The 21,917-nt window shown below is 60.7% G+C and carries 15 protein-coding genes and 1 other RNA gene; 8 read left to right on the top strand and 8 right to left on the bottom strand.

The genetic code is table 11. From position 1 onward, the window contains the following. Positions 1 to 113: 113 nt before the first annotated feature. On the top strand, positions 114 to 812 hold the full coding sequence (gene aqpZ, locus CAG34_RS25500; RefSeq protein WP_046615033.1) for an aquaporin Z: 699 nt from the start codon (positions 114 to 116) through the stop codon (positions 810 to 812). Here the strand turns inward: aqpZ and guaD are convergent. From guaD to xdhA, 4 genes are all read right to left on the bottom strand, one after another. Further along, entirely contained in the window at positions 809 to 2,113 is a 1,305-nt protein-coding gene (guaD, locus tag CAG34_RS25495; protein WP_075045889.1) for a guanine deaminase, read from the bottom strand. The genes aqpZ and guaD overlap by 4 nt on opposite strands. 10 nt (positions 2,114 to 2,123) lie before the next feature. After that, a complete protein-coding gene (gene xdhC / locus CAG34_RS25490; RefSeq protein ID WP_025340026.1) occupies positions 2,124 to 2,969 on the bottom strand; it encodes a xanthine dehydrogenase accessory protein XdhC in 846 nt (281 codons plus the stop codon). Positions 2,970 to 3,117: 148 nt separating this feature from the next. Beyond that, the gene (xdhB, locus tag CAG34_RS25485) at positions 3,118 to 5,517 is read right to left on the bottom strand and encodes a xanthine dehydrogenase molybdopterin binding subunit (RefSeq protein WP_085593154.1); all 2,400 of its coding nucleotides are present in this window, start codon (positions 5,515 to 5,517) and stop codon (positions 3,118 to 3,120) included. Continuing rightward, positions 5,510 to 6,964 (bottom strand): xanthine dehydrogenase small subunit, encoded by a 1,455-nt coding sequence (xdhA, locus tag CAG34_RS25480; RefSeq protein ID WP_085593152.1) that lies wholly within the window; start codon positions 6,962 to 6,964, stop codon positions 5,510 to 5,512. The genes xdhB and xdhA overlap by 8 nt, the downstream gene beginning before the upstream one ends. 268 nt (positions 6,965 to 7,232) lie before the next feature. Between xdhA and CAG34_RS25475 the strand changes: the two genes are divergently transcribed. The 6 genes from CAG34_RS25475 to CAG34_RS25450 all read left to right on the top strand — a co-directional run bounded on the left by CAG34_RS25475 (position 7,233) and on the right by CAG34_RS25450 (position 16,833). Beyond that, the gene (locus CAG34_RS25475) at positions 7,233 to 7,892 is read left to right on the top strand and encodes a GntR family transcriptional regulator (RefSeq protein ID WP_015271155.1); all 660 of its coding nucleotides are present in this window, start codon (positions 7,233 to 7,235) and stop codon (positions 7,890 to 7,892) included. Positions 7,893 to 7,895: 3 nt separating this feature from the next. Then, entirely contained in the window at positions 7,896 to 11,384 is a 3,489-nt protein-coding gene (smc, locus tag CAG34_RS25470) for a chromosome segregation protein SMC (protein ID WP_085593150.1), read from the top strand. Positions 11,385 to 11,589: 205 nt separating this feature from the next. Then, positions 11,590 to 12,480 carry a cell division protein ZipA gene (gene zipA, locus CAG34_RS25465; protein WP_015271153.1) on the top strand — a complete coding sequence of 297 codons (891 nt, stop codon included), beginning with the start codon at positions 11,590 to 11,592 and terminating at the stop codon, positions 12,478 to 12,480. A gap of 237 nt (positions 12,481 to 12,717) precedes the next feature. Beyond that, complete coding sequence (gene ligA, locus CAG34_RS25460; protein ID WP_085593148.1) at positions 12,718 to 15,048, top strand: NAD-dependent DNA ligase LigA; 2,331 nt, start codon at positions 12,718 to 12,720, stop codon at positions 15,046 to 15,048. 329 nt (positions 15,049 to 15,377) lie between these two features. Then, positions 15,378 to 15,474: signal recognition particle sRNA small type (gene ffs / locus CAG34_RS25455), an RNA gene on the top strand. A gap of 273 nt (positions 15,475 to 15,747) precedes the next feature. Further along, positions 15,748 to 16,833: a type I restriction endonuclease gene (locus tag CAG34_RS25450; RefSeq protein ID WP_085593146.1), complete on the top strand. Its 1,086-nt coding sequence runs from the start codon at positions 15,748 to 15,750 to the stop codon at positions 16,831 to 16,833. A 129-nt stretch (positions 16,834 to 16,962) separates the two neighbouring features. On the opposite strand, the gene CAG34_RS25445 is transcribed toward CAG34_RS25450, so the two are convergent. Both CAG34_RS25445 and CAG34_RS25440 read right to left on the bottom strand, forming a co-directional pair. Beyond that, the gene (locus tag CAG34_RS25445) at positions 16,963 to 18,099 is read right to left on the bottom strand and encodes a PD-(D/E)XK nuclease family protein (protein WP_085593145.1); all 1,137 of its coding nucleotides are present in this window, start codon (positions 18,097 to 18,099) and stop codon (positions 16,963 to 16,965) included. Between the two features lie 456 nt (positions 18,100 to 18,555). Further along, positions 18,556 to 19,398, bottom strand: a complete 843-nt coding sequence (locus CAG34_RS25440) for a viroplasmin family protein (protein WP_085593143.1) — start codon at positions 19,396 to 19,398, stop codon at positions 18,556 to 18,558. Between the two features lie 870 nt (positions 19,399 to 20,268). Here CAG34_RS25440 and CAG34_RS25435 point away from each other — a divergent pair. Further along, positions 20,269 to 21,144: a hypothetical protein gene (locus CAG34_RS25435; RefSeq protein WP_143516540.1), complete on the top strand. Its 876-nt coding sequence runs from the start codon at positions 20,269 to 20,271 to the stop codon at positions 21,142 to 21,144. A 157-nt stretch (positions 21,145 to 21,301) separates the two neighbouring features. Here the strand turns inward: CAG34_RS25435 and CAG34_RS25430 are convergent, their stop codons facing one another. Together CAG34_RS25430 and CAG34_RS25425 are read right to left on the bottom strand one after the other, a co-directional pair. Further along, positions 21,302 to 21,517, bottom strand: a complete 216-nt coding sequence (locus tag CAG34_RS25430) for a hypothetical protein (protein ID WP_085593139.1) — start codon at positions 21,515 to 21,517, stop codon at positions 21,302 to 21,304. 112 nt (positions 21,518 to 21,629) lie between these two features. Beyond that, the gene (locus CAG34_RS25425; protein ID WP_085593137.1) at positions 21,630 to 21,887 is read right to left on the bottom strand and encodes a hypothetical protein; all 258 of its coding nucleotides are present in this window, start codon (positions 21,885 to 21,887) and stop codon (positions 21,630 to 21,632) included. Between the last annotated feature and the right edge of the window lie 30 nt (positions 21,888 to 21,917).

Here is a 21,917-nt window from a genome sequence, read left to right as displayed (position 1 = left end):
CCCCAGCCATTTCTGGTCATTGATCAAAGGTCTGCTAAATTCTTGTGAGCAAACCTTCATCAAGCAGTTGGGCTTGCGCATTCGTTGCGTTCAACTTCTTGAGGAATGGACTCATGAGCATGTCCCTCGGTAAACGCATGGGCGCCGAGCTTGTCGGCACCTTCTGGCTGGTGCTTGGCGGCTGTGGCAGTGCGGTACTCGCCGCCAGTTCCCCCATCGGCATCGGTGTACTCGGCGTCGCCTTCGCCTTCGGCCTCACCGTGCTGACCATGGCCTTCGCCATCGGCCATATCTCCGGCTGCCACCTCAACCCCGCCGTGTCGTTCGGGCTGGTGGTGGGCGGGCGCTTCCCGGCCAAAGAGCTGTTGCCCTACGTGATCGCCCAGGTGATCGGCGCCATCCTGGCGGCAGGTGTGATCTACCTCATTGCCAGCGGCAAGGCAGGTTTCGAGCTGTCTGCGGGATTGGCTTCGAACGGCTACGCCGACCACTCGCCCGGCGGCTACACGCTCGGGGCGGGCTTTGTCAGTGAAGTGGTGATGACGGCGATGTTCCTGGTGGTGATCATGGGCGCCACCGACGCTCGGGCGCCAGCGGGTTTTGCACCGATCGCCATCGGCCTGGCCCTGACCCTGATCCACCTGATCTCGATCCCGGTGACCAATACCTCGGTCAACCCCGCGCGTAGCACGGGGCCGGCCTTGTTCGTCGGTGGCTGGGCCCTGCAACAGCTGTGGCTGTTCTGGGTGGCGCCGCTGATTGGTGCTGCGATCGGCGGCGCACTGTACCGGGGCCTGGCAAAAGAACCTTAGCGCTGGTGCACGCAACGCCCTGCGGCGTAGGTTTCACGCACGGTGCGGTCGTCGCCGAGGGTGGTGAGCACGAACAGGGTCTCCTCGATGCTGTTGGACTGCTGGATGCGGTAGTCCAGCAGTGGCGTGGCCTTGTAGTCCAGTACCACGAAGTCGGCATCGTTGCCCGGGCGCAGGCTGCCGATGCGGTCGTCCAGGCGCAGCGCGCGGGCGCCGCCGAGGGTGGCCAGGTACAGTGACTTGTACGGGTGCAGGCGCGCGCCCTGCAGCTGCATCACCTTGTACGCTTCATTGAGGGTGTTGAGCAGCGAGAAGCTGGTGCCGGCGCCAACGTCGGTGCCCAGGCCCACATTGACCTTGAAGCGCTCGGCCTGGGGCAGGTTGAACAGGCCGCTGCCGAGGAACAGGTTGGAGGTGGGGCAGAAGGCCACGGCCGAGCCGGTTTCGGCCAGGCGCTGGCATTCGTCATCGCACAGGTGCACGCCATGGGCGAATACCGAGCGTTCGCCCAGCAGCTCGAAGTGGTCGTATACGTCCAGGTAACCCTTCTGCTCGGGGAACAGCGACTTGACCCAATCGATTTCCTTGAGGTTTTCCGACAGGTGCGTGTGCATGTACACGCCCGGGTGCTCCTTCAGCAGTTGGCCTGCCAGCGTCAGCTGCTCAGGCGTACTGGTCGGGGCGAAGCGCGGGGTGACTGCATAATGCAGGCGGCCCTTGCCATGCCAGCGCTCGATCAGTGCCTTGCTTTCGGCATAGCCGGACTCGGCGGTGTCGGTCAGGTAATCCGGGGCGTTGCGGTCCATCATCACCTTGCCGGCGATCAGGCGCAGGTCCAGGCGTTCGGCTTCCTCGAACAGGGCATTGACCGATTCCGGGTGCACGCTGCCGAACACCAGCGCGGTGGTGGTGCCGTTGCGCAGCAGTTCCTTGAGGAAGATCTTCGCCACCTGGTCGGCGTGGCCCTTGTCGGCGAACTGCTTTTCGCAGGGGAAGGTGTAGGTGTTCAGCCAGTCCAGCAGCTGTTCGCCGTAGGAGCCGATCATGCCGGTCTGCGGGAAGTGGATGTGGGTGTCGATGAAGCCCGGGGTGATCAGCGCGTCCTGGTAATGCTCGACCGGGATATCGGCGTCCAGGGTCGGCAACAGTTCGGCGGCGTGGCCAACGGCGCGGATGCGGCCGTCGTCGACTACCAGCAGGCCGTCCTCGAAGTATTCATGGGAAGCCTCCAGGCCCACCTCGGCCGGGTCGGCGATGCTGTGCAGGATGGCGGCACGGTAGGCTTTGCGGGTAACGGTCATAACACACTCGTCAAATGGCTTGGCTGCGCCGGGAAGGCGGCAGCAACTGGGCAATGGGGCCGGCATTGGCGGCAGCGTCGTGCTGGCCGAAGCAGGCGTTGTAGGTGGCGATGATTTCACCGGCGATGGACACGGCAATCTCGATGGGCAGCTTGCCCTTGACCTCGGCCAGGCCCATCGGGCAGCGCATGCGCGCCATCACGGCATCGTCGTAGCCGCGCTCGCGCAGGCGGTGCTCGAACTTGACCCGTTTGGTCTTCGAGCCGATCAGGCCGAACCAGGTGAAGTCGTTGCGCTTGAGAATGGCGGCGGTCAGTTCCAGGTCGAGCTGGTGGTTGTGGGTCATGACGATGCAGTAGCAGCCTGGCGGCAGGTCTGCCACTTCGTCGACCGGCTCCTCGCTGACCACCTTGGTCACCCCGTCGGGGATCAGGGCAGGGAATTCCTGCTCGCGCGAATCGATCCAGCGCACCCGGCAGGGCAGCGCGGCGAGCAAGGGTACCAGAGCCCGGCCGACATGGCCCGCGCCGAACACCGCGATCTGCGCCTGCACCGCTGCCATGGGTTCGAACAGCAGCACAGTGACGCCGCCGCAGCACTGGCCAAGGCTGGCACCGAGGCTGAAGCGCTCCAGGTGCGGGGTAGTGCGGTGCTCTTCGAGCATCTGCCTGGCGATGTGCAGGGCCTTGTATTCCAGGTGGCCGCCGCCGATGGTGTCGAACAGGCCGCTGGCGCTGACGACCATTTTCGAGCCGGCATTGCGCGGGGTCGAGCCGCGTTCCTCGATGATGGTAACCAGCACGCAGGCTTCGCCACGGGACTGGTGGTCGGCGAGGGCGTTGATCCATTGGTGCATGATGCAGATCCTCATTTCAGGTGGCCTGTACTGGCCCTATCGCCGGCAAGCCGGGCTCCCACAGGTACAACACAGGGCTTGCCAGCGGTGCAGTACCTGTGGGAGCCGGCTTGCCGGCGATAGGGCCCGAACAGGCGCCCACCCAACCTCAGTGAGTGACGGTTTCCAGCTCCGGCTCGGCAGGTTGCGCTGCTGCCACTGCCTTGCGCATCTGCTCGCAACCCCACAACACCCGCTCCGGCGTCGCCGGCGCATCCACCTGTGGCTGCACGCGGTAGTCGGCGATGCTGGCCACGGCGTCCTTGATCGCGCACCAGGCAGCGATGCCGAGCATGAACGGCGGCTCGCCCACGGCCTTGGAGTGGAACACGGTGTCTTCCGGGTTCTTGCGGTTCTCCACCAGCTTTACCCGCAAATCCAGCGGCATGTCGGCCACTGCCGGGATCTTGTAGCTGGCCGGGCCGTTGGTCATCAGCTTGCCCTTGGCGTTCCACACCAGTTCTTCAGTGGTCAGCCAGCCCATGCCTTGGATGAAGCCGCCTTCCACCTGGCCGATGTCGATGGCCGGGTTCAGCGAATCACCCACATCGTGCAGGATGTCGGCGCGCAGCATCTTGTATTCGCCGGTCAGGGTGTCGACCACCACTTCCACACAGGCGGCGCCGAAGGCGAAGTAGTAGAACGGCCGGCCACGTGCCTGGCTGCGGTCGTAGTAGATCTTCGGCGTGCGGTAGAAGCCGGTGCTGGACAGTGACACCTGGGCGAAGTAGGCCTGCTGCACCAGCTGCTCGAAGCTGACGATCTGGTCGCGCACGCGCACATGGCCGTTGCGGAACTCGACGTCTTCCTCGGTCACCTGGTAGTGCCGCGCGGCGAACTCGGTCAGGCGCTTCTTGAGGATTTCGGCAGCGTTCTGCGCCGCCTTGCCGTTCAGGTCGGCACCACTGGAGGCCGCGGTCGGCGAGGTGTTGGGCACCTTGTCGGTGTTGGTGGCGGTGATCTGGATACGGCTGAAATCGACCTGGAAGATCTGCGCCACCACCTGCGCCACCTTGGTGTTCAGGCCCTGGCCCATCTCGGTGCCACCGTGGTTCAGGTGGATGCTGCCGTCGGTGTAGATATGGATCAGCGCACCGGCCTGGTTGAGGAAGGTGGCAGTGAACGAAATACCGAACTTGACCGGGGTCAGCGCCAGGCCCTTCTTCAGGATCGGGCTGTTGGCGTTGAAGCGGCGGATCGACTCGCGGCGCTCGGCATAGTCACTGCTGGTTTCCAGTTCGGCGGTCATCTCTTCGAGCATGTTGTGCTCGACCGTCTGGTAGTAGTGGGTGACGTTGCGTTCGGTCTTGCCGTAGTAGTTGGCCTTGCGCACCGCCAGCGGGTCGCGGCCCAGGTGGCGGGCGATGTGGTCCATCACCTGCTCGATGGCGACCATCCCCTGCGGGCCGCCGAAGCCGCGGTAGGCGGTGTTGGAAGCGGTGTTGGTCTTGCAGCGGTGGCCGTGCACGGTGGCATCGCCCAGGTAGTAGGCGTTGTCGGAGTGGAACATGGCGCGGTCGACGATCGAACCGGACAGGTCGGGCGAGTAGCCGCAGTTGCCGGCCAGGTCGAAGTTGATGCCGTGCAGGCGCCCGTCGTCGTCGAAGCCCACGTCGTACTCGACGTAGAACGGGTGGCGCTTGCCGGTCATGGTCATGTCTTCGACCCGTGGCAGGCGCATCTTGGTGGGCTGGCCGGTCAGGCGCGCCACCACGGCGCACAGGCACGCCGGGCTGGCGGCCTGGGTTTCCTTGCCACCAAAACCGCCACCCATGCGGCGCATGTCCAGCACCACCTTGTTCATTGGCACGTCGAGTACTTCGGCGACCAGTTTCTGCACTTCGGTGGGGTTTTGCGTGGAGCAGTAGACGATCATGCCGCCGTCTTCGGTGGGCATCACCGAGGAAACCTGCGTTTCCAGGTAGAAGTGCTCCTGGCCACCGATGTGCAGGGTGCCCTGGATGCGGTGCGGGGCACTGGCCAGGGCAGCAGCGGAATCGCCACGCTGGTGGGTGTGGCTGTCGAGCACGAAGTGCTTCTTGCGCAATGCTTCGACCACATCCAGCACCGGCTCCAGGTCTTCATACTCGACGATGGCGGCCATGGCCGCACGGCGTGCGGTGTCGAGGTCGCGGGCGGCCACGGCCAGCACCGGCTGGCCGAAGAACTCGACCTTGTCGATGGCCAGCAGCGGGTCGCCGGCCACCACCGGGCCGATGTCCTTGAGGCCGGGGATGTCTTCGTGGGTGATGGCGATACGCACACCCTCGAAGGCATAGCACGGCGTGGTGTCGATGCGCAGGATGCGCGCGTGGGCGCGGTCGGCGGTGCGCGCATAGACGTGCAGCTGGTTGGGGAATTCCAGGCGGTCGTCGATGTACACCGCCTCGCCGGACACATGCTTGTCGGCGCTGTCGTGCTTGACGCTGCGGCCGACCCCGGTGGTCAGGTCCTGGCTGAACAGTTCGGCCATCTCGGCCTGGCTCTTGGCTACGTGATGGTTAGACATAAGCGGTCACCCGGGTTTCGATGTACGGCGTTTGCTGTTCGATGAAGTACTTGCGCAGCAGGTTCTGCGCGGTCAGCAGGCGGTATTCCTTGCTGGCGCGGAAGTCGCTGAGCGGGGTGAAGTCTTCCGCCAGGGCCTGGCAGGCACGCTCGATGGCGGCCTGGTTCCACGGCTTGCCGCGCAACGCCGCTTCACAGGCACGGGCCCGTTTGGGGATTGCCGCCATGCCGCCGAAGGCGATGCGCACACCACTGACCACGCCGTCTTCGATGCTCAGGTTGAAGGCGCCGCACACGGCGGAAATGTCATCGTCCAGGCGCTTGGACACTTTATAGGCGCGGAACGCCCAGTCGCTGGTGGCGCGCGGCACGATGATCTTCTCGATGAACTCGCTGTCCTGGCGGGCAGTGATGCGGTAGTCGATGAAGTAGTCTTCCAGTGGCATCACCCGCTGGCGCTCGCCCTGGCGCAGGACGATCTGCGCATCCAGGGCAATCAGCAGGGGTGGCGAGTCGCCGATTGGCGAAGCGTTGCCGATATTGCCGCCCAGGGTGCCCTGGTTGCGGATCTGCAGCGAGGCGAAGCGGTGCAGCAGGGCGCCGAAGTCCGGGTATTCCTCGTTCAGTGCGCCGTAGCAGTCGGTGAGCGGGGTGGCGGCGCCGATTTCCAGGTGGCTGGCGGTTTTCTCGATGCGCTTGAGCTCGGTCACATGGCCGACGTAGATCATCACCGGCAAGGTCTTGTGGAACTGGGTGACTTCCAGGGCCAGGTCGGTGCCGCCGGCCAGCAGCCGCGCCTCGGGGTGCGAGCTGTACAGGTCGGCCAGGTCGGCCACGGTCAGTGGCACCAGGCAGCGCTTGTCGCCGCTGTTCAGCTCGCCGGTCTGGGTCGGCGCAATGGCCTTGAGGCGGCTGATGGTCTGTGCCTGCTGGGCATCGAACTGGTCGCGGCAGGGCTGGCGGCAGCTCTGCTCGGCGGCGTCGAGGATCGGCCGGTAGCCGGTGCAGCGGCACAGGTTGCCGGCCAGGGCTTCCTGGGCCTGGTGCAGGTCGGGGCCGCTGCTGTTCTTCTGCAGGGCGAACAGCGACATGACGAAGCCGGGGGTGCAGAAGCCGCACTGCGAGCCATGGCAATCGGCCATGGCCTGTTGCACGCTGTGCAGCTGGCCCTGGTGCTTGAGGCCTTCGACGCTGATCAGTTGCTTGCCGTGCAGCGACGAAACGAAGGTCAGGCACGAGTTGAGGCTGCGGTAGCGCAGGCTGTCGTTGCCCTGGTCGTCCTGGGTCAGTTCGCCGACCACCACGGTGCAGGCGCCGCAGTCACCACTGGCGCAGCCCTCCTTGGTGCCAGGTTTGCCCAGGTGCTCGCGCAGGTACTGCAGCACCGTCATGTTCGGGTCCAGGGCATGCTCACTACGCAGCTCCTGGTTGACGAGAAACTGGATCACGGGGATGGCCTCGCAATGGTTTTATTGTTGTTGGGCGGACTCTAAGCAAGAGCTGTCCAGCTGGTCAATATTTTTCTGACTCAAAGGTCAAGAAATTGCTCATATCCAAGCCCGGCCGCACACATTGCCCATATCCCAAGCATAGATCGCGCCGGGCGCCTGGATGCCTTGCAGGTCAAATAAACCGCCAGGCCCCTTTGCGCGATTACCGGCCAAGTACGCTACAATCCGCTCCTTGTGCCCAGTTCAATGATTTTGAAGGAAAACCATGACGTTCAAGGCCCCGGACAGCCTCTCCGAGCAGATTGCCGATTACCTGGCCGAACGCATCATCCGCGGCGAGCTGGCGCCAGGCGAGCGTATCCAGGAGCAGAAGGTCACCCAGGCTCTCAACGTCAGCCGCGGCTCGGTGCGCGAGGCGCTGCTGATCCTCGAACGCCGCCACCTGGTGGCGATCCTGCCGCGCCGGGGTGCCCATGTGACCGAGCTCGACGAGCGCAGTGTGCGCAGCCTGTGCGCACTGATGGGCGAGTTCTACATCCTGCTGGGTAACGCGGTTGCGCAAAAATGGCGCACCGATGCCGACCTGCGCCCGTTCCTGGAGATCCAGCAGCGCCTGCAGCGGGCCCATGATCAGCTGGACATCAAGGCCTTCGTCGCCGACAGCTTCGCGGTCATGCGGGCGGCCTATCCGTTCGCCGACAACCCGTTCCTGCAGGAAACCGTGGAAAACCTGCAGCCGGCGATGAGCCGTGCCTACTACCTGTCGCTGGACCAGCGCCAGGCCAACATGATCGATTACCTGGACCTGTTCGCCCGCCTGCTCGACGCCGTGATCGCCCGTGACCTGCCGCGCATTCGCGAGGTGCTCACCGCCTATGGCCAGCGCAGTTGCGAACTGGTGCTGGCGGCGTTGGCCCGAGGCTGACCGATGCGCCTGAAGTGCATTCGCCTGGCCGGGTTCAAGTCGTTCGTCGACCCGACCACGGTCAACTTCCCCAGCAACATGGCGGCCGTGGTCGGCCCCAACGGCTGTGGCAAATCCAACATCATCGATGCCGTGCGCTGGGTGATGGGCGAGAGTTCGGCGAAGAACCTGCGCGGCGAGTCGATGACCGATGTCATCTTCAACGGCTCCAGTGGCCGCAAGCCGGTCAGCCAGGCCAGCATCGAGCTGGTGTTCGACAACAGCGAAACCACCCTGGTCGGCGAATATGCCGCCTACGCCGAGATCTCGATCCGCCGCAAGGTCACCCGCGACGGGCAGAACAGCTACTACCTCAACGGCACCAAGTGCCGCCGGCGCGATATCACCGACATCTTCCTCGGTACCGGCCTGGGGCCGCGCAGCTACTCGATCATCGAACAGGGCATGATCTCCAAGCTGATCGAGGCCAAGCCCGAGGAGCTGCGCAACTTCATCGAGGAAGCCGCCGGCATTTCCAAGTACAAGGAACGCCGCCGTGAAACCGAGAGCCGCATCCGCCGCACCCAGGAAAACCTGGCGCGCCTGACCGACCTGCGCGAAGAGCTGGAGCGCCAGCTGGAGCGCCTGCACCGTCAGGCCCAGGCGGCCGAGAAGTACCGCGAATACAAGGCCCAGGAGCGCCAGCTGAAGGCGCGCCTGTCGGCCTTGCGCTGGCGTGACCTGGACGAACGGGTGCGCCAGCGCGAGGCAGTGATCGGCGACCAGGATGTGTCCCATGAGGCGCTGGTGGCCGAGCAGCGCAATGCCGATGCCAGCATCGAGCGCCTGCGCGATGGCCATCACGAATTGTCCGAACGCTTCAACCAGGTGCAGGGCCGTTTCTACTCGGTGGCCGGTGACATCGCCCGGGTCGAGCAGAGCATCCAGCACGGCCAGCAGCGCCTGCGCCAGTTGCAGGATGACTTCAAGGAAGCCGAGCGCACGCGCCTGGAAACCGAGTCGCACCTGGGCCACGACCGTACCCTGCTGGCTACCTTGGGCGAAGAGCTGGCCATGCTCGAACCCGAGCAGGAAATGACCCTGGCCGCTGCCGAAGAAGCCACTGCTGCCCTTGAAGAGGCCGAGCTGGGCATGCACGGCTGGCAGGAACAGTGGGACAGCTTCAACAGCCGTTCCGCCGAGCCGCGCCGCCAGGCCGAAGTGCAGCAGGCGCGCCTGCAACAGCTGGAGGCCAGCCTGGAACGCCAGGCCGAGCGCCAGCGCAAGCTGGGCGAGGAGCGTGAGCTGCTGGGTAGCGACCCGCAGGATGCGGCCATGCTCGAACTGGCCGAGCAACTGGCCAGCAGCGAAATGGTGCTGGAAGAGTTGCAGTTGTCGGAAGAGCAGGTGGTCGAGCGCCTGGAAGGCGCGCGTGAGCAACTGCAGCAGGCCACCCAGGCCCAACAGCAGGCGCAGGGCGACCTGCAACGCCTGGGCGGCCGCCTGGCCTCGCTCGAAGCCTTGCAGCAGGCCGCCCTGGAGCCGGGTGCAGGTGCTGCGGACTGGCTGCAGGGCCAAGGCCTGGAGCAACAGCCGCGGCTGGCTGAAGGGTTGCGGGTTGAGCCGGGCTGGGAGCTTGCGGTAGAAACCGTGCTCGGCGCCGACCTGCAGGCTGTGCTGGTGGACGGCTTCAGTAACCTGGATTTTGCCGGCCTGGAGCAGGGCGAGTTGCGCTTGCTGCTGGCGAGCGGTACCGGCTCGTCGCTGCCCGGCAGCCTGCTGGAAAAGGTCGAAGGCCGTGTCGACCTGGCGCCCTGGCTGGGCCAGGTCAAGCCCGTGGAGGACCTTGCCCAGGCGCTGGCGCAGCGCGCGTCGCTCGGCGAAGGCCAGAGCCTGGTCAGCCGCGATGGCTACTGGGTTGGCCGACACTTCCTGCGGGTGCGCCGTGGCGGCGAAGCCGAGGGCGGCGTGCTGGCACGCGGCCAGGAGATCGAGCGCCTGGGCCAGGAGCAACTGGAGCAGGAAGCGGCGCTGGAGCAGTTGGAACAGCAACTGCAGGCCCTGCGCGAGCAGCAGCTGGACCTTGAAGAACAGCGTGAACAACTGCGCCGTCGCACCCAGGAAGAAAACCGCCTGCATGGCGAGCTGAAGGCCAACCTGTCGGCTGGCCGCGCACGTGCCGAGCAGGTCGAGCTGCGCCGCCGGCGCCTGCAGGAAGAGCTGACCGAGCTGGAAGAACAGCGCGCCCTGGAGCATGAGCAGCTGGGCGAAGCCCGCCTGCTGCTGCAGGAGGCCCTGGAGCTGATGGCCCAGGACACCGAGCAACGCGAGCAGTTGATGGCCCGCCGCGACACCCTGCGCGAAAGCCTCGATCGCGTGCGCCAGGAGGCCCGCCAGCACAAGGATCACGCCCACCAGCTGGCTGTGCGCCTGGGCTCGCTGCGCGCACAGCATGATTCCACCCGGCAGGCCCTGGAGCGCCTGGAGCAGCAGGCCGCGCGCCTGACCGAGCGCCAGGAGCAACTGAGCCTGAACCTGGAGGAGGGCGAGGCTCCACAGGAAGAACTGCGCCTGAAGCTGGAAGAGCTGCTGGAGCGGCGCATGAGCGTCGACGAGGAAATGCGCCAGGCTCGCCTGCACATGGACGAAGCCGACCGCGAACTGCGCGACGCCGAAAAGCGCCGTACCCAGGCCGAGCAGCAGGCCCAGTTGCTGCGTGGCCAGCTGGAACAGCTGCGCCTGGAGTGCCAGGGCCTGGATGTGCGGCGCAAGACCCTGCAGGAGCAGTTGCTGGCCGATGGCTACGACCTGCAAGGCGTGCTCGCCACCCTGGAGGCCGAGGCCAGCGAGCAGGGCACCGAACAGGAGCTGGAGCAGCTGGAGGCGCGTATCCAGCGCCTGGGGGCGATCAACCTGGCGGCCATCGAAGAGTACGAGCAGCAGTCCGAGCGCAAGCGCTACCTGGACGCCCAGGACGCCGACCTGGTCGAAGCCCTGGAGACCCTGGAAAACGTCATTCGCAAGATCGACAAGGAAACCCGCAACCGCTTCAAGGATACCTTTGATCAGATAAATGCTGGATTACAGGCACTTTTCCCAAAAGTTTTCGGTGGTGGCAGCGCTTATCTGGAACTGACGGGCGAAGATCTACTCGATACAGGGGTAACGATCATGGCGCGGCCACCGGGCAAGAAGAACAGCACCATCCATCTGCTGTCCGGCGGCGAGAAGGCACTGACCGCATTGGCGCTGGTGTTTGCCATCTTCAAGTTGAACCCCGCACCGTTCTGCATGCTCGACGAAGTCGACGCGCCGCTGGACGATGCCAACGTCGGGCGCTACGCCCGTCTGGTCAAGGAAATGAGTGAAAGCGTGCAGTTCATCTACATCACCCATAACAAGATTGCCATGGAGATGGCGGATCAATTGATGGGGGTGACCATGCATGAACCGGGCTGTTCACGTCTGGTTGCCGTCGATGTGGAGGAGGCCATGGCCATGGTCGATGCCTGATGCTCGACGATAAGGGCGTATTCCGTAGCGAAATGCCCCCGCCATGTGCGACAGACGGTGTAAAGTTGTCTTTGGTCGTGCTAGCTTAATGTCACTCGTTTTTTGCGTGGGTAAAACGCCTGTCAGAACATAGAGTTGGCGCCACGTGTTAAAGGGCTTTGAACCCTTTGTTTTCAAGCATATTTTTATAGAGGCACGGGATTACATGGAAATCGGTCTGCGCGAGTGGCTGATCGTCATCGGCATCATTGTCATTGCCGGGATTCTTTTCGACGGCTGGCGCCGCATGCGCGGCGGGAAAGGCAAGTTGAAATTCCGTCTGGATCGCAGTTATTCCAACCTGCCGGACGAAGAGGGCAATGCCGAAGTGCTTGGCCCTTCGCGGGTGCTGGATACCCACAAGGAGCCTGAGCTGGACGAAAGCGACCTGCCGTCGCTCAGTGCTTCTGCGCGTGATCGCGAGCGCGAGCCCAAGCCGGCCAAGGCTGCCAAGCGCGGCAAGCGCGCCACCGCTGCTGCGGATGCACAGCAGGGCGACCTGAACCTGAGCGCCGAGCCACGCGAGCCCGACCTGTTTGCCGACAGCGATGACGACTTTGCCGCGGAAAACACCCGCAGCAACGGTGCGGCGCCTGCCAGCAGCAGCGTCAAGGAGCTGCCGCCGGCCGAGGAAGTACTGGTGATCAGCGTCATCTCCCGCGACGAGGGTGGCTTCAAGGGCCCGGCGCTGCTGCAGAACATTCTGGAAAGCGGTCTGCGCTTCGGCGAAATGGACATCTTCCACCGTCACGAGAGCATGGCCGGTCACGGCGAGGTGCTGTTCTCCATGGCCAACGCCGTCAAGCCCGGCGTGTTCGACCTGGACGACATCGACCACTTCAGCACCCGCGCGGTGAGCTTCTTCCTCGGCCTGCCGGGCCCACGTCATCCGAAGCAGGCCTTCGACGTGATGGTGGCTGCGGCGCGCAAGCTGGCGCACGAACTGAACGGTGAGCTCAAGGACGACCAGCGCAGCGTGCTGACCGCCCAGACCATCGAGCACTACCGCCAGCGCATCGTCGAGTTCGAGCGCCGTGCGCTGACCCAGAAGCGCTGACAGATCCAGACGAAAGAGCAGCCTGAGGGCGTGCTGGTCGGTTCGGGTAATGCTGTTGCCTGCACTGGCCCTATCGCCGGCAAGCCAGCTCCCACAGGTATATCACTGCCCTCCAGGCCTGTGGTTTACCTGTGGGAGCTGGCTTGCCGGCGATAGGGCCGGGGCAGGCAACACAAATCCAGGCCCCATGCACCACCCCCAGGCTGCTCTTTTGCTTTGCAAGAGAAGACAAATCCCATGACCGCCGAAACCCGTATCCACGAACTGCGTGCCGAGCTCGACCAGCACAACTACCGCTACTACGTGCTCGATGAGCCAAGCGTGCCCGATGCCGAATACGACCGCCTGTTCAACGAGCTCAAGGCGCTTGAAGCCGAACACCCGCACCTGGTAACCCCCGACTCGCCCACCCAGCGCGTGGGTGGCGAAGCCCTGGCCGCGTTCAGCCAGGTACGCCACGAAGTGCCCATGCTCAGCCTGGGCAACGCCTTCGAAGAAGCCGACCTGCGTGAGTTCGGCCGCCGCGTGGTAGACGGCCTCGACCAGCCCGGTGCGGTCGACTACAGCTGCGAGCCCAAGCTCGACGGCCTGGCCGTGAGCTTGTTGTACCGCGACGGCCAGTTGGTACAGGGCGCCACCCGTGGCGACGGCACCACTGGCGAAGACATCAGTGCCAACGTGCGTACCGTGCGCAACATCCCGCTCAAGCTGCAAGGCGAGGGGTGGCCGGCGGTACTGGAGGTGCGCGGCGAGGTGTATATGAGCAAGGCCGGTTTCGACCGGCTCAACGCCGCCCAGGCCGAAGCCGGTGGCAAGACCTTCGCCAACCCGCGCAACGCCGCCGCCGGCAGCCTGCGTCAGCTGGACTCGAAAATCACCGCCAGCCGCCCGCTGGAATTCTGCTGCTATGGCGTCGGCCAGGTGTCCGCGAGCATCGGCGACAGCCACATCGGCATCCTCGAGCAGCTCAAGGCCTGGGGCCTGCCGATCAGCCGCGAACTCAAGCATGCCGCTGGCATTGAAGAATGCCTGGCCTACTACCGCGACATCGGCGAGCGACGCAACAGCCTGCCCTACGAAATCGACGGCGTGGTGTTCAAGGTCAACAGCCTGGCCGCCCAGCGCGAACTGGGCTTCCGTGCCCGTGAGCCCCGCTGGGCGATTGCCCACAAGTTCCCGGCCATGGAAGAGCTGACCGAGGTGCTGGATGTCGAGTTCCAGGTCGGCCGCACCGGCGCGGTAACGCCCGTGGCACGCCTGAAACCGGTCAAGGTCGCCGGTGTGACCGTGTCCAACGCCACCCTGCACAACATGGACGAAATCGCCCGCCTGGGCCTGCGCATTGGCGACACGGTGATCATCCGCCGCGCCGGTGACGTGATTCCGCAGGTGATGCAGGTAGTGCTGGAGCGCCGCCCGGAAGATGCGCGCCCGGTGCAGGTGCCGAGCGAATGCCCGGTATGTGGCTCGCAGGTCGAGCGTACCCAGCTGGTCAAGCGTAGCAAGGGCAAGGAAACCACCAGCGAGGGGGCGGTGTACCGCTGCGTCGGTCGCCTGGCCTGTGGCGCCCAGCTCAAGCAGGCGATCATCCACTACGTGTCACGCCGTGCCATGGACATCGACGGCCTGGGTGAGAAGAGCGTCGAGCAGCTGGTGGACGAAGGCCTGATCGGCTCGCCGGCCGACCTGTACAAGCTGGAATTCGACCAGATCGTCGGCCTGGAAGGTTTTGCCGAAGTGTCCAGCAAGAAGCTGCTGGATGCCATCGAAGCCAGCAAGCGCCCGGGCCTGGCGCGCTTCATCTACGCCCTGGGCATCCCGGACGTAGGCGAGGAGACCGCCAAGGTGCTGGCCCGGTCGCTGGGCAGCCTGGCGCGCGTGCAGCAAGCGCTGCCGCAAGTGCTCACCTACCTGCCGGACATCGGCCTGGAGGTGGCGTACGAGATCCACAACTTCTTCGAGGACGAGCACAACCGCAAGGTCATCAAGCAGTTGCTCGACAGCGGCATGCAACTGCAGGACGAAGGCGAGCTGGCTGCCGAATTCGCCGCCAGCACCACCCTGGCCGGCATGATCGCCAAGCTCGACATCGCCTCGGTTGGCCCGACCGGTGCCGAGAAGCTGGTGGCCAAGCTCGACAGCCTGGACAAGATCATCGCCGCCGACGGCATCGACCTGCGCCAGGCCCTGGCGGCCAAGCAGGCCGAAGCCGTGCGCGAGTTCTTCAAGGATGAAGCCAACCAGAAACTGGCTCGGGACATCGAGGCACAGTTGCTGGCGTTCGGCATGCACTGGAGCAGCGAGAAGAAAGTCGCCGAAGGCTTGCCGCTGGCCGGCCAGACCTGGGTGCTTACCGGCACCCTGGAGCGCATGAGCCGTGATGTCGCCAAGGAAAAGCTGGAAAGCCTGGGGGCGAAGGTGGCGGGTTCGGTTTCCGGCAAGACCCACTGTGTGGTGGCGGGGCCGGGGGCGGGGTCCAAGCTGGCCAAGGCCAGTGAGTTGGGCGTGAAGGTACTTGATGAAGATGCCTTCGTCACCTTCCTGGGCGAACAGGGCATCGCTGTCTAACGCCCTGCGCAATCCCCTGTGGCTTGCGCGGTCCTTGTGGGAGCGGGCATGCCCGCGAACACGGGCGAAGCCCGTGCCATCCACCGCGGCGCCTGCTTCGCGGCGGTTCGACGCCTCGACACGCCCGCTCCCACAGGTCCTGCGCTGGTCTTGCTGTCAGCGCTACCCCTGTAGGAGCGGGTTCACCCGCGAATTGGCAGCTCCAGTCCACCCCGGCCCGGACAAGTCATTGAGAAATGATGACTTTTTCTCCTCCAGAGGTTGTATCTGCCCCCAAGACCGGTACAATGGCGCCACTCGCTGTTCAGCGAGCCTTGTAGTGGTGGCCCCATCGGTCCCCCCGCATTGATTACCCGTTAACCTGGTCAGGCCCGGAAGGGAGCAGCCATAGCGGGAACATCGAGTGCCGGGGTGTGGCTGGTGGGGCCGCCTCCATTACGCAAGTCCTTAATTCTAAAGGACTTTTTTCTCTCAAAATCTCGAAGTGGACCAGTACCGTAGTACACCGAAGTGGTGCACCGTACTGAGCATTCTAGCTTCGTCGTCTTGCCTCTCCAATACCCTCTCTGGTTACGCCAATCTCGGCGCCGCCCTATCATCCGCCCATGTGGCGATTTTCCCCCTTCACTCGCTGTGATTTGTAATTGCCAGTACGGCAGCACTGCTACTAGGATGTGGCATCTGAGCGAGGAGCGAGACATGGAATTCGTAGAGCGACTGAACGCATTATCAGCCAAGATCCGCCAGCAGGGCCCTGCTATCCAGACAGAAGAGGCGACCAAGATTGCCTTTGTCATGCCCTTCATCAACTCCGTCCTAGGATACGACGTCTTCGATCCCTCAGAGGTTACGCCAGAGTATGTCTGCGACGTGGGGACGAAGAAGGGTGAGAAGATCGACTACGCCATCATGAAGAATGGCGAGATTCAGATCCTGATCGAGTGCAAGAAGATCGGCGAGCCGCTGCATATCAATCACGCGAGTCAGCTCTTCCGGTATTTCCACGTCACCACCGCCCGTATCTCGATCCTTACCAATGGCCAGGTCTACCGGTTCTTCACCGACCTCGATGCCCCTAACAAGATGGATGAGAAACCGTTCTTGGAGCTGGACCTTCTCGATCTGGACGAGCACGCCCTTCCGGAGCTTCAGAAGCTAACCAAGTCTGCGTTCGATGTTGACTCGATCATCAGTGCTGCTGGAGAACTGAAGTACGTTGGCCAGATCAAGAAAGAGATGGCTTCGCAGTTCAGTCAGCCTAGTGACGAGTTCGTGAAGTTCTTCGCTACTCGGGTCTACGATGGGATCATTACCCAGAAGGTGAGAGAGCAATTCACCACCTTGACAAGGAAGGCGGCAATCCAGTTCCTAGGAGATCAGATTAACGACAGGCTGAAGTCGGCTATGAGCGGTGCGGTCGAGCCGTCTTATGCGATGATGGCCGTTCAAGCAGCAACGGCGCCTGAGTCTGCTGAGGAATCCGACGATGACGACCGTATCCAAACTACTCTTGAGGAGCTTGAGGGCTTCCATATCGTCAAGGCAATTGTGCGGGCGGTTGTGGATGCAAAGCGGATCGTTCACCGTGATACCCAAAGTTACTTCGGGATTCTGCTGGACGATAACAATCGTAAACCGATTTGCCGGTTGCACTTCAATCGCAGCCAGAAGTACATAGGTATCTTCGATGCTGAGAAAAACGAGACGCGTCATCCTATTGCATCTGTGGATGACATCTACGGATTTGCGGAGCAGTTGAAGGGGGCTATCTCGTTATACGAGTAGGCTACAGACTGCGGCTGGCAAGCAGAATCCTGAAGTATCGACGGGCTAATTAAAGCCCCGCAATTAGCGGGGCTGCGTCTGTAGTCGCTTTATCGCAAACGTAATGGTATCAGTGTTCGTGCCGAGTGCTTAAGCGAACTGCTGGTAAGCACGCTGCCAAAGTTCGTGGGCGTCATCGACCAGATTCACGGCAATCGACTCCCTGACCTCAGGTTGCCGAAGTAGCGCTAAATCCTCATTGGAAGGGGTGTGTAGGTTCAAACTGATTTTAGGGGACTTCCAGAACAAGCCGGAGCTGCGTGATTCAGGTGCGATTTCTCGGGTTAGAGCCATTAGGCGACCTCTGTCTTCTGGGTGCTGATCACCATCACACCCATACCCACAATACAGTCGGTGGTCCAGCTCGATGTATACACATCCATTCATGAAATTTAATTGGTACTCAAGGCCAATGAATTTGCTGTTTTTGGCCTTCTTGTAATACGCGGCAACTGCGTCCTTTGTTGCCGTATTTATAGGCTTGCCGAGCTGCGGGTACTGGCTAGCTTGGTAAGCCGTCATGCGCTCCCAAATATCAAGCTGGAGGTCTGTCAGTACTGACCGGTAAGCATGGTTAATGTCGGCGATCACGAAGAGGTTCTCACCCAACAGGATGTGTTCTTTCAGCTTGCTCATATAAATCTCGTCCTGATCACTGGATGTCAGCTTTTGGATAAGTTCGATGTACTGGAAAACGCTTTCCCGTACTCCAGGTTCGCGGGCGATCAGTGGGATGCACTCATTTAGCCAAGCGATTATCTCAGCTTCGTAGCTGAGCGAAATTACAGGCAAAGACTTGCGACTTTGTTTACTGGGCTCAGAGCCATCAAGTGTAAGGTATGTGCTCCAGATCTCGCTGTAGCCTTCCGCCTGCATCCGTTGGTGGTAGCGCCATAGCTGCTCGTTCTGGTCGCCAGCGTAGATTTTGTTCTCGATGATCACGGCCTGCTTGCATTGGTTGCGGATCAAGATGTCGATGTTGTGGTACTCGACCTCGACAGTCACATTCTCCAGATTAAAGTTGTTGATACTCATTTGCTCCAGTAGCAGCCCCAGCAGGGATGCTCCTTGATTGTGGGATGCCTTGGGGTCGAGCAAAAAAGCGAGAAAGCGTGAGTGAAGCCGGACTTCGTCACTTGAGCTGCGAAGTACGGAAAAGAGGTTGAAGCCTGCTGGGCGCTGATATCTTGCTCGCAGTAACGCCACAGTTTGCAAAAAACCTTCCATTTAGTGGAATCCTTCATTCAGTTATGGATTGCACCCAGTATCCGACAAATCACATTTTTATGTAATGGCTTTTTGCCTTTCTTGGTATTAATGAATTATGTAATATGGTTCAGGTAGAGTTTGAAGCGAATTATGTTGCCGCCTAACAGGCAGAATGCCGCGCTTCTCTTACGCTACCTTTACCCGCTGGAGACTATCGTCAGTGAATCAGGGCGGGAATATCGGATAGGAGCCTCAAAGTTTGGGATGTCCTCGTCAGGCTGTGCCGGTGCTTAACCCGCCCGCCGATTTACGTCCGATCCTCAGCGGCGAACATCAGAAGATCACGGGCACGAGAAAGCCCCGCCAATGGCGGGACTGTAACGAGATGGCTTCAGAAGTCTTAGGGTAGCTGCTCGGACTTCTCCATTGCGTCCTTTGTGTGCATGTAGTCTCATAGTGGAACTGCAAGGCAAACTAACTGGAGCTGCCTGGCTTTGAAGTGGGTCTTGGTTTGTGACGTAAGCCTTTAGTCGAATCCGCACGCAAGGCTAAGACTTCATCAATGATGATCGGCTCAGGGTATGGGCGCCAGCCTGTCTCAAGCTCGTCAACGGCCAACAAAGACATACGGTCGGCGAGCTCGTTACCCTCTATACCGATGTGCCCATTGACGTGATGGACCTCGACCTTGTCTTTGATCTGCAGGTAGACGGCGTAGATTTCCTGGATCTGCTCTAGGTTCTTGATGTCACCATCCTTGCGTATCCAGCCCTTTTTCTCCCAGCCTACTGCCCACTGGGTAATACAGTTGATGGCATAGCTTGAGTCGGCGAATACAGCGGCGCTGAGTCCTTTCTTGGTTGCCTCGCCGGCCAGTACCAGCCCGTAGTGAAGCGCAGCCAGTTCAGCGGTATTGTTGGTTCCTTCCGGTTGGTACCTGCCGTACCAAAGACTCGAGAGCACACCATGCTTGTAGACTGCTGCGCCAGAGCCGGCCTCGCCTGGGTTCGGATTGCACCCGCCATCGACGAAGATTTCGACGTCAGCCTCTACTTTTCTAATTTGGAGCTTCGATTGAGTGGTCAGGACTGACTTGGTCGGGTTTGTAGTTGCACGGGTAATAGCAGGACGGGCGGACGTGCTGGCAGCTGGATTCGCCCCGAACGCTGCCTCAGCCTCCGCCTGCGACGTGAAACTCTTGAAGCGGGCACCAGGGAAACCATCGGTCTGTGACTGGCAGCTCGCCCAGTCCTGATAGATGCCAGGGCAGCGTCCCGCCCAAACGACGTACCATTTTCGGGATGCAGTCTTAGCCATGTTCGCTTGGATATCCTCGGCATGCACGGGATGAGATGGTGCATGTTAATACCAAACTAGCTAGTGGGGTTAATGTTGTTCTATCTGAGCGTACGTCGTTGGGGGCACATTGTCCTCTAGGTGGTACAAAAGGGTGTCAAACAGGTGAGACAGAGCACCTTGCAGTACTTGAGGTCGCCTGCAATGGCCCCGCTATCAATTCTCTACATGGTCATCTGAAGTCTGACACCGAAGAAGACTCGTCCAAGGCTTTAGATCAAGCCTGACGGGTTTCGTTATGGTGGCCCCATCGGTCCCCGCAACGATTACCCGTTAATCTGGTCGGGCTCGGCAGGAAGCAGCCATGGCGGGGTATTGTTTATCGAAGCGTGGCTGGTGGGGCCGCCTCAATTCTGTAAGTCCTTAATTCTAAAGGACTTTTTTCGCTAAAAATCTCGAAGTGTGACAGCGTTTAGGTTCACCTGAGTGGTGCACCATGAGCAGCATGTTATCCCGTGCCCCTGTTTTCCCCAATCTCTTATTTCGAGCCTCACTCGATGCTTTGCGATGTGCTGGCAAATGGCCGCTCGGACCAGTACCATCCATGCGCGTACGACGGAAATGATGCGGCTTTCCGATATGGTGACGATCGGGGGTGGATAGCACTGTTGGACAGATGCCAACGAATTCGTCATTTAGCGGCTGATGGGTGAGGTCGATTCTGGCGGATACTGTATTTGCACTCGTTTTTGAACCTTGCTGGCCATTTCGGTAGCTGGTAAATATCAAATTGCTAGCTTCTGGTCTGAAGTTTAAAAGTGTCGACGTAAAACCCCTTATTATGGTCTGTGCCCGTCTCTAATTTGTAGCTTTCGTGAAAGGGTGATTCTTGTGAGTGAAAGGCAGAAATTTACTACGCGAGATTGGTGGTTTGTTATAGCCTTGCTGGTGTTAGTTCAGTTTATAATTCACTGGCTTTCACTTCAGTATAGTGGTAGTCAAAGCGCATTGGGGTATGTGTCATTTGCTGGTACGCTTGTGTCTATTATGCTTGGCTTGATAGCTATTATATATTCGTTTGTTCAGTCTATATCGCAGAATAATAGTGTGGTGGAAATCAGGGATCAAGTCGAGAGGTTGATGGCTGCAGGTCAGGATATCGCTGATTCTGGTAAGGCTATTCATGCTGCTTCGCAGGGTATCAACCACTTAGTAGAAGATTTGGTGACTAAGGTTGTAGAGAATACTAGTGCGGCTAAAGAGATTTTAGGGGGCGTTACGACGTTGACTTCTAGTCTTGATATGTATTCTGCATCTAATAGCAGGGTTGAAGTCAAGGGGGGCAATGATTCAGTGGGTTCGGGGCGTCAAGAAGAAACTTCGGAGTCTTCGGAAACTAGTACTTTGGTGAATCCCCATCGTATAGTTATGGCAATTTCAGTCTTGTCCCTATATGAGATCGCCAAAAGAGGATATACCTTTAGGGAAGGTGAGGATAAGTTTGTTAGCAAGCTTGCTAAGCATACTGGGTTAAATAAGGATTTCTTGGCTGGTTCTATGTCGGCAGTATTGATGGCTCTCGAAACCCAAGGATATATTGAGCTGCCTGAGACTGATGTTTATTTAGCGAAGCTCAAATTCTCTGATGATTTTACGAGTGCAATGAAAGTGCTGATTCCCGAAACAATGGCTGGTGATCATGAGCAGTTCAATGCTTTTTGGTTGGCGGTGAATGAGAAGGATGTTCCGGCAAATGAAGGGCAATGAGTCATAGAGTTGAGGGGGCTTATATTTCATCCCTCGCTTGCCACGCTTTGTTTCGGATTGCGGTGCAGCGGATTCAGCATGTACCGCTAAGACTCCCCTGAATCATGGGCATAATAAAGCCGCCCTTCGGTGGTTTTATTGCGTTTGTGGCCTTCTCTCAGTTTTGCTCTGTGCGTAGGCGGGCAATCCCTTGGTCAATGCTCTTAGCGCTCATATCGAGGGACTGCAAAGCTATCATCACATTGTCGTGGATATTCACAGAGCCACGCTGGCGTATCCAGGTACTAAGTTCCTCGATAGCGGCCCTAAGGGCTGTCTGGTTCATAAACAGCAGTTCCAGAGCATCAGCGGTTGCAGCGGCCTTGTCATCCATGCGGCGATACCTCGAATGTGCGTGTGTGCGTAGCATTGATTGGCTTGGAGCTGAGTACGTTTAGCTTCACGCCTGTTTGAGGAATGATAGTTCCAGCTGGGTGTTGTTTTAGTCAGAGCAGGGCAGGCCTTAAGGCTTGCAGTCTTGCCACTTCCTCGACAATCGCTGGATTGCTCGGAATCAGAGCTTCTGTGCACGCAATCCGCATATCCAGCCAGAACAAGACCACTGCGTTTACCAAATCTCGTAGCAGTGCGGCGGTGATCTGCATCCCGTACAAGGGTAGTGAGGCTAGTAGAGAGATCGTGTCCCGGGAAGTGGTGTAACTGAACCAGCCGAAGGCGCCCTGCGGGCGAAAGAGGATGGTCATCGTGGTTCTTGGCTAACGTTGAGTTTGCGA

Source organism: Pseudomonas sp. B14(2017) (assembly GCF_002113255.1).
Lineage (GTDB): Bacteria > Pseudomonadota > Gammaproteobacteria > Pseudomonadales > Pseudomonadaceae > Aquipseudomonas > Aquipseudomonas putida_Z.
The sequence above is the reverse complement of the archived record's forward strand: the minus strand, read 5'-3'. Positions and strand labels throughout refer to the sequence as shown.

What these genes read in the sequence shown, in the direction of transcription:
- aqpZ (WP_046615033.1), top strand. Translation starts at nt 114, where the DNA reads ATGAGCATGTCCCTCGGTAAACGCATGGGCGCCGAGCTTGTCGGCACC.
- guaD (WP_075045889.1), bottom strand. Translation starts at nt 2,113, where the DNA reads ATGACCGTTACCCGCAAAGCCTACCGTGCCGCCATCCTGCACAGCATC.
- xdhC (WP_025340026.1), bottom strand. Translation starts at nt 2,969, where the DNA reads ATGCACCAATGGATCAACGCCCTCGCCGACCACCAGTCCCGTGGCGAA.
- xdhB (WP_085593154.1), bottom strand. Translation starts at nt 5,517, where the DNA reads ATGTCTAACCATCACGTAGCCAAGAGCCAGGCCGAGATGGCCGAACTG.
- CAG34_RS25475 (WP_015271155.1), top strand. Translation starts at nt 7,233, where the DNA reads ATGACGTTCAAGGCCCCGGACAGCCTCTCCGAGCAGATTGCCGATTAC.
- smc (WP_085593150.1), top strand. Translation starts at nt 7,896, where the DNA reads ATGCGCCTGAAGTGCATTCGCCTGGCCGGGTTCAAGTCGTTCGTCGAC.
- zipA (WP_015271153.1), top strand. Translation starts at nt 11,590, where the DNA reads ATGGAAATCGGTCTGCGCGAGTGGCTGATCGTCATCGGCATCATTGTC.
- ligA (WP_085593148.1), top strand. Translation starts at nt 12,718, where the DNA reads ATGACCGCCGAAACCCGTATCCACGAACTGCGTGCCGAGCTCGACCAG.
- CAG34_RS25450 (WP_085593146.1), top strand. Translation starts at nt 15,748, where the DNA reads ATGGAATTCGTAGAGCGACTGAACGCATTATCAGCCAAGATCCGCCAG.
- CAG34_RS25445 (WP_085593145.1), bottom strand. Translation starts at nt 18,099, where the DNA reads ATGGAAGGTTTTTTGCAAACTGTGGCGTTACTGCGAGCAAGATATCAG.
- CAG34_RS25440 (WP_085593143.1), bottom strand. Translation starts at nt 19,398, where the DNA reads ATGGCTAAGACTGCATCCCGAAAATGGTACGTCGTTTGGGCGGGACGC.
- CAG34_RS25430 (WP_085593139.1), bottom strand. Translation starts at nt 21,517, where the DNA reads ATGGATGACAAGGCCGCTGCAACCGCTGATGCTCTGGAACTGCTGTTT.
- CAG34_RS25425 (WP_085593137.1), bottom strand. Translation starts at nt 21,887, where the DNA reads ATGACCATCCTCTTTCGCCCGCAGGGCGCCTTCGGCTGGTTCAGTTAC.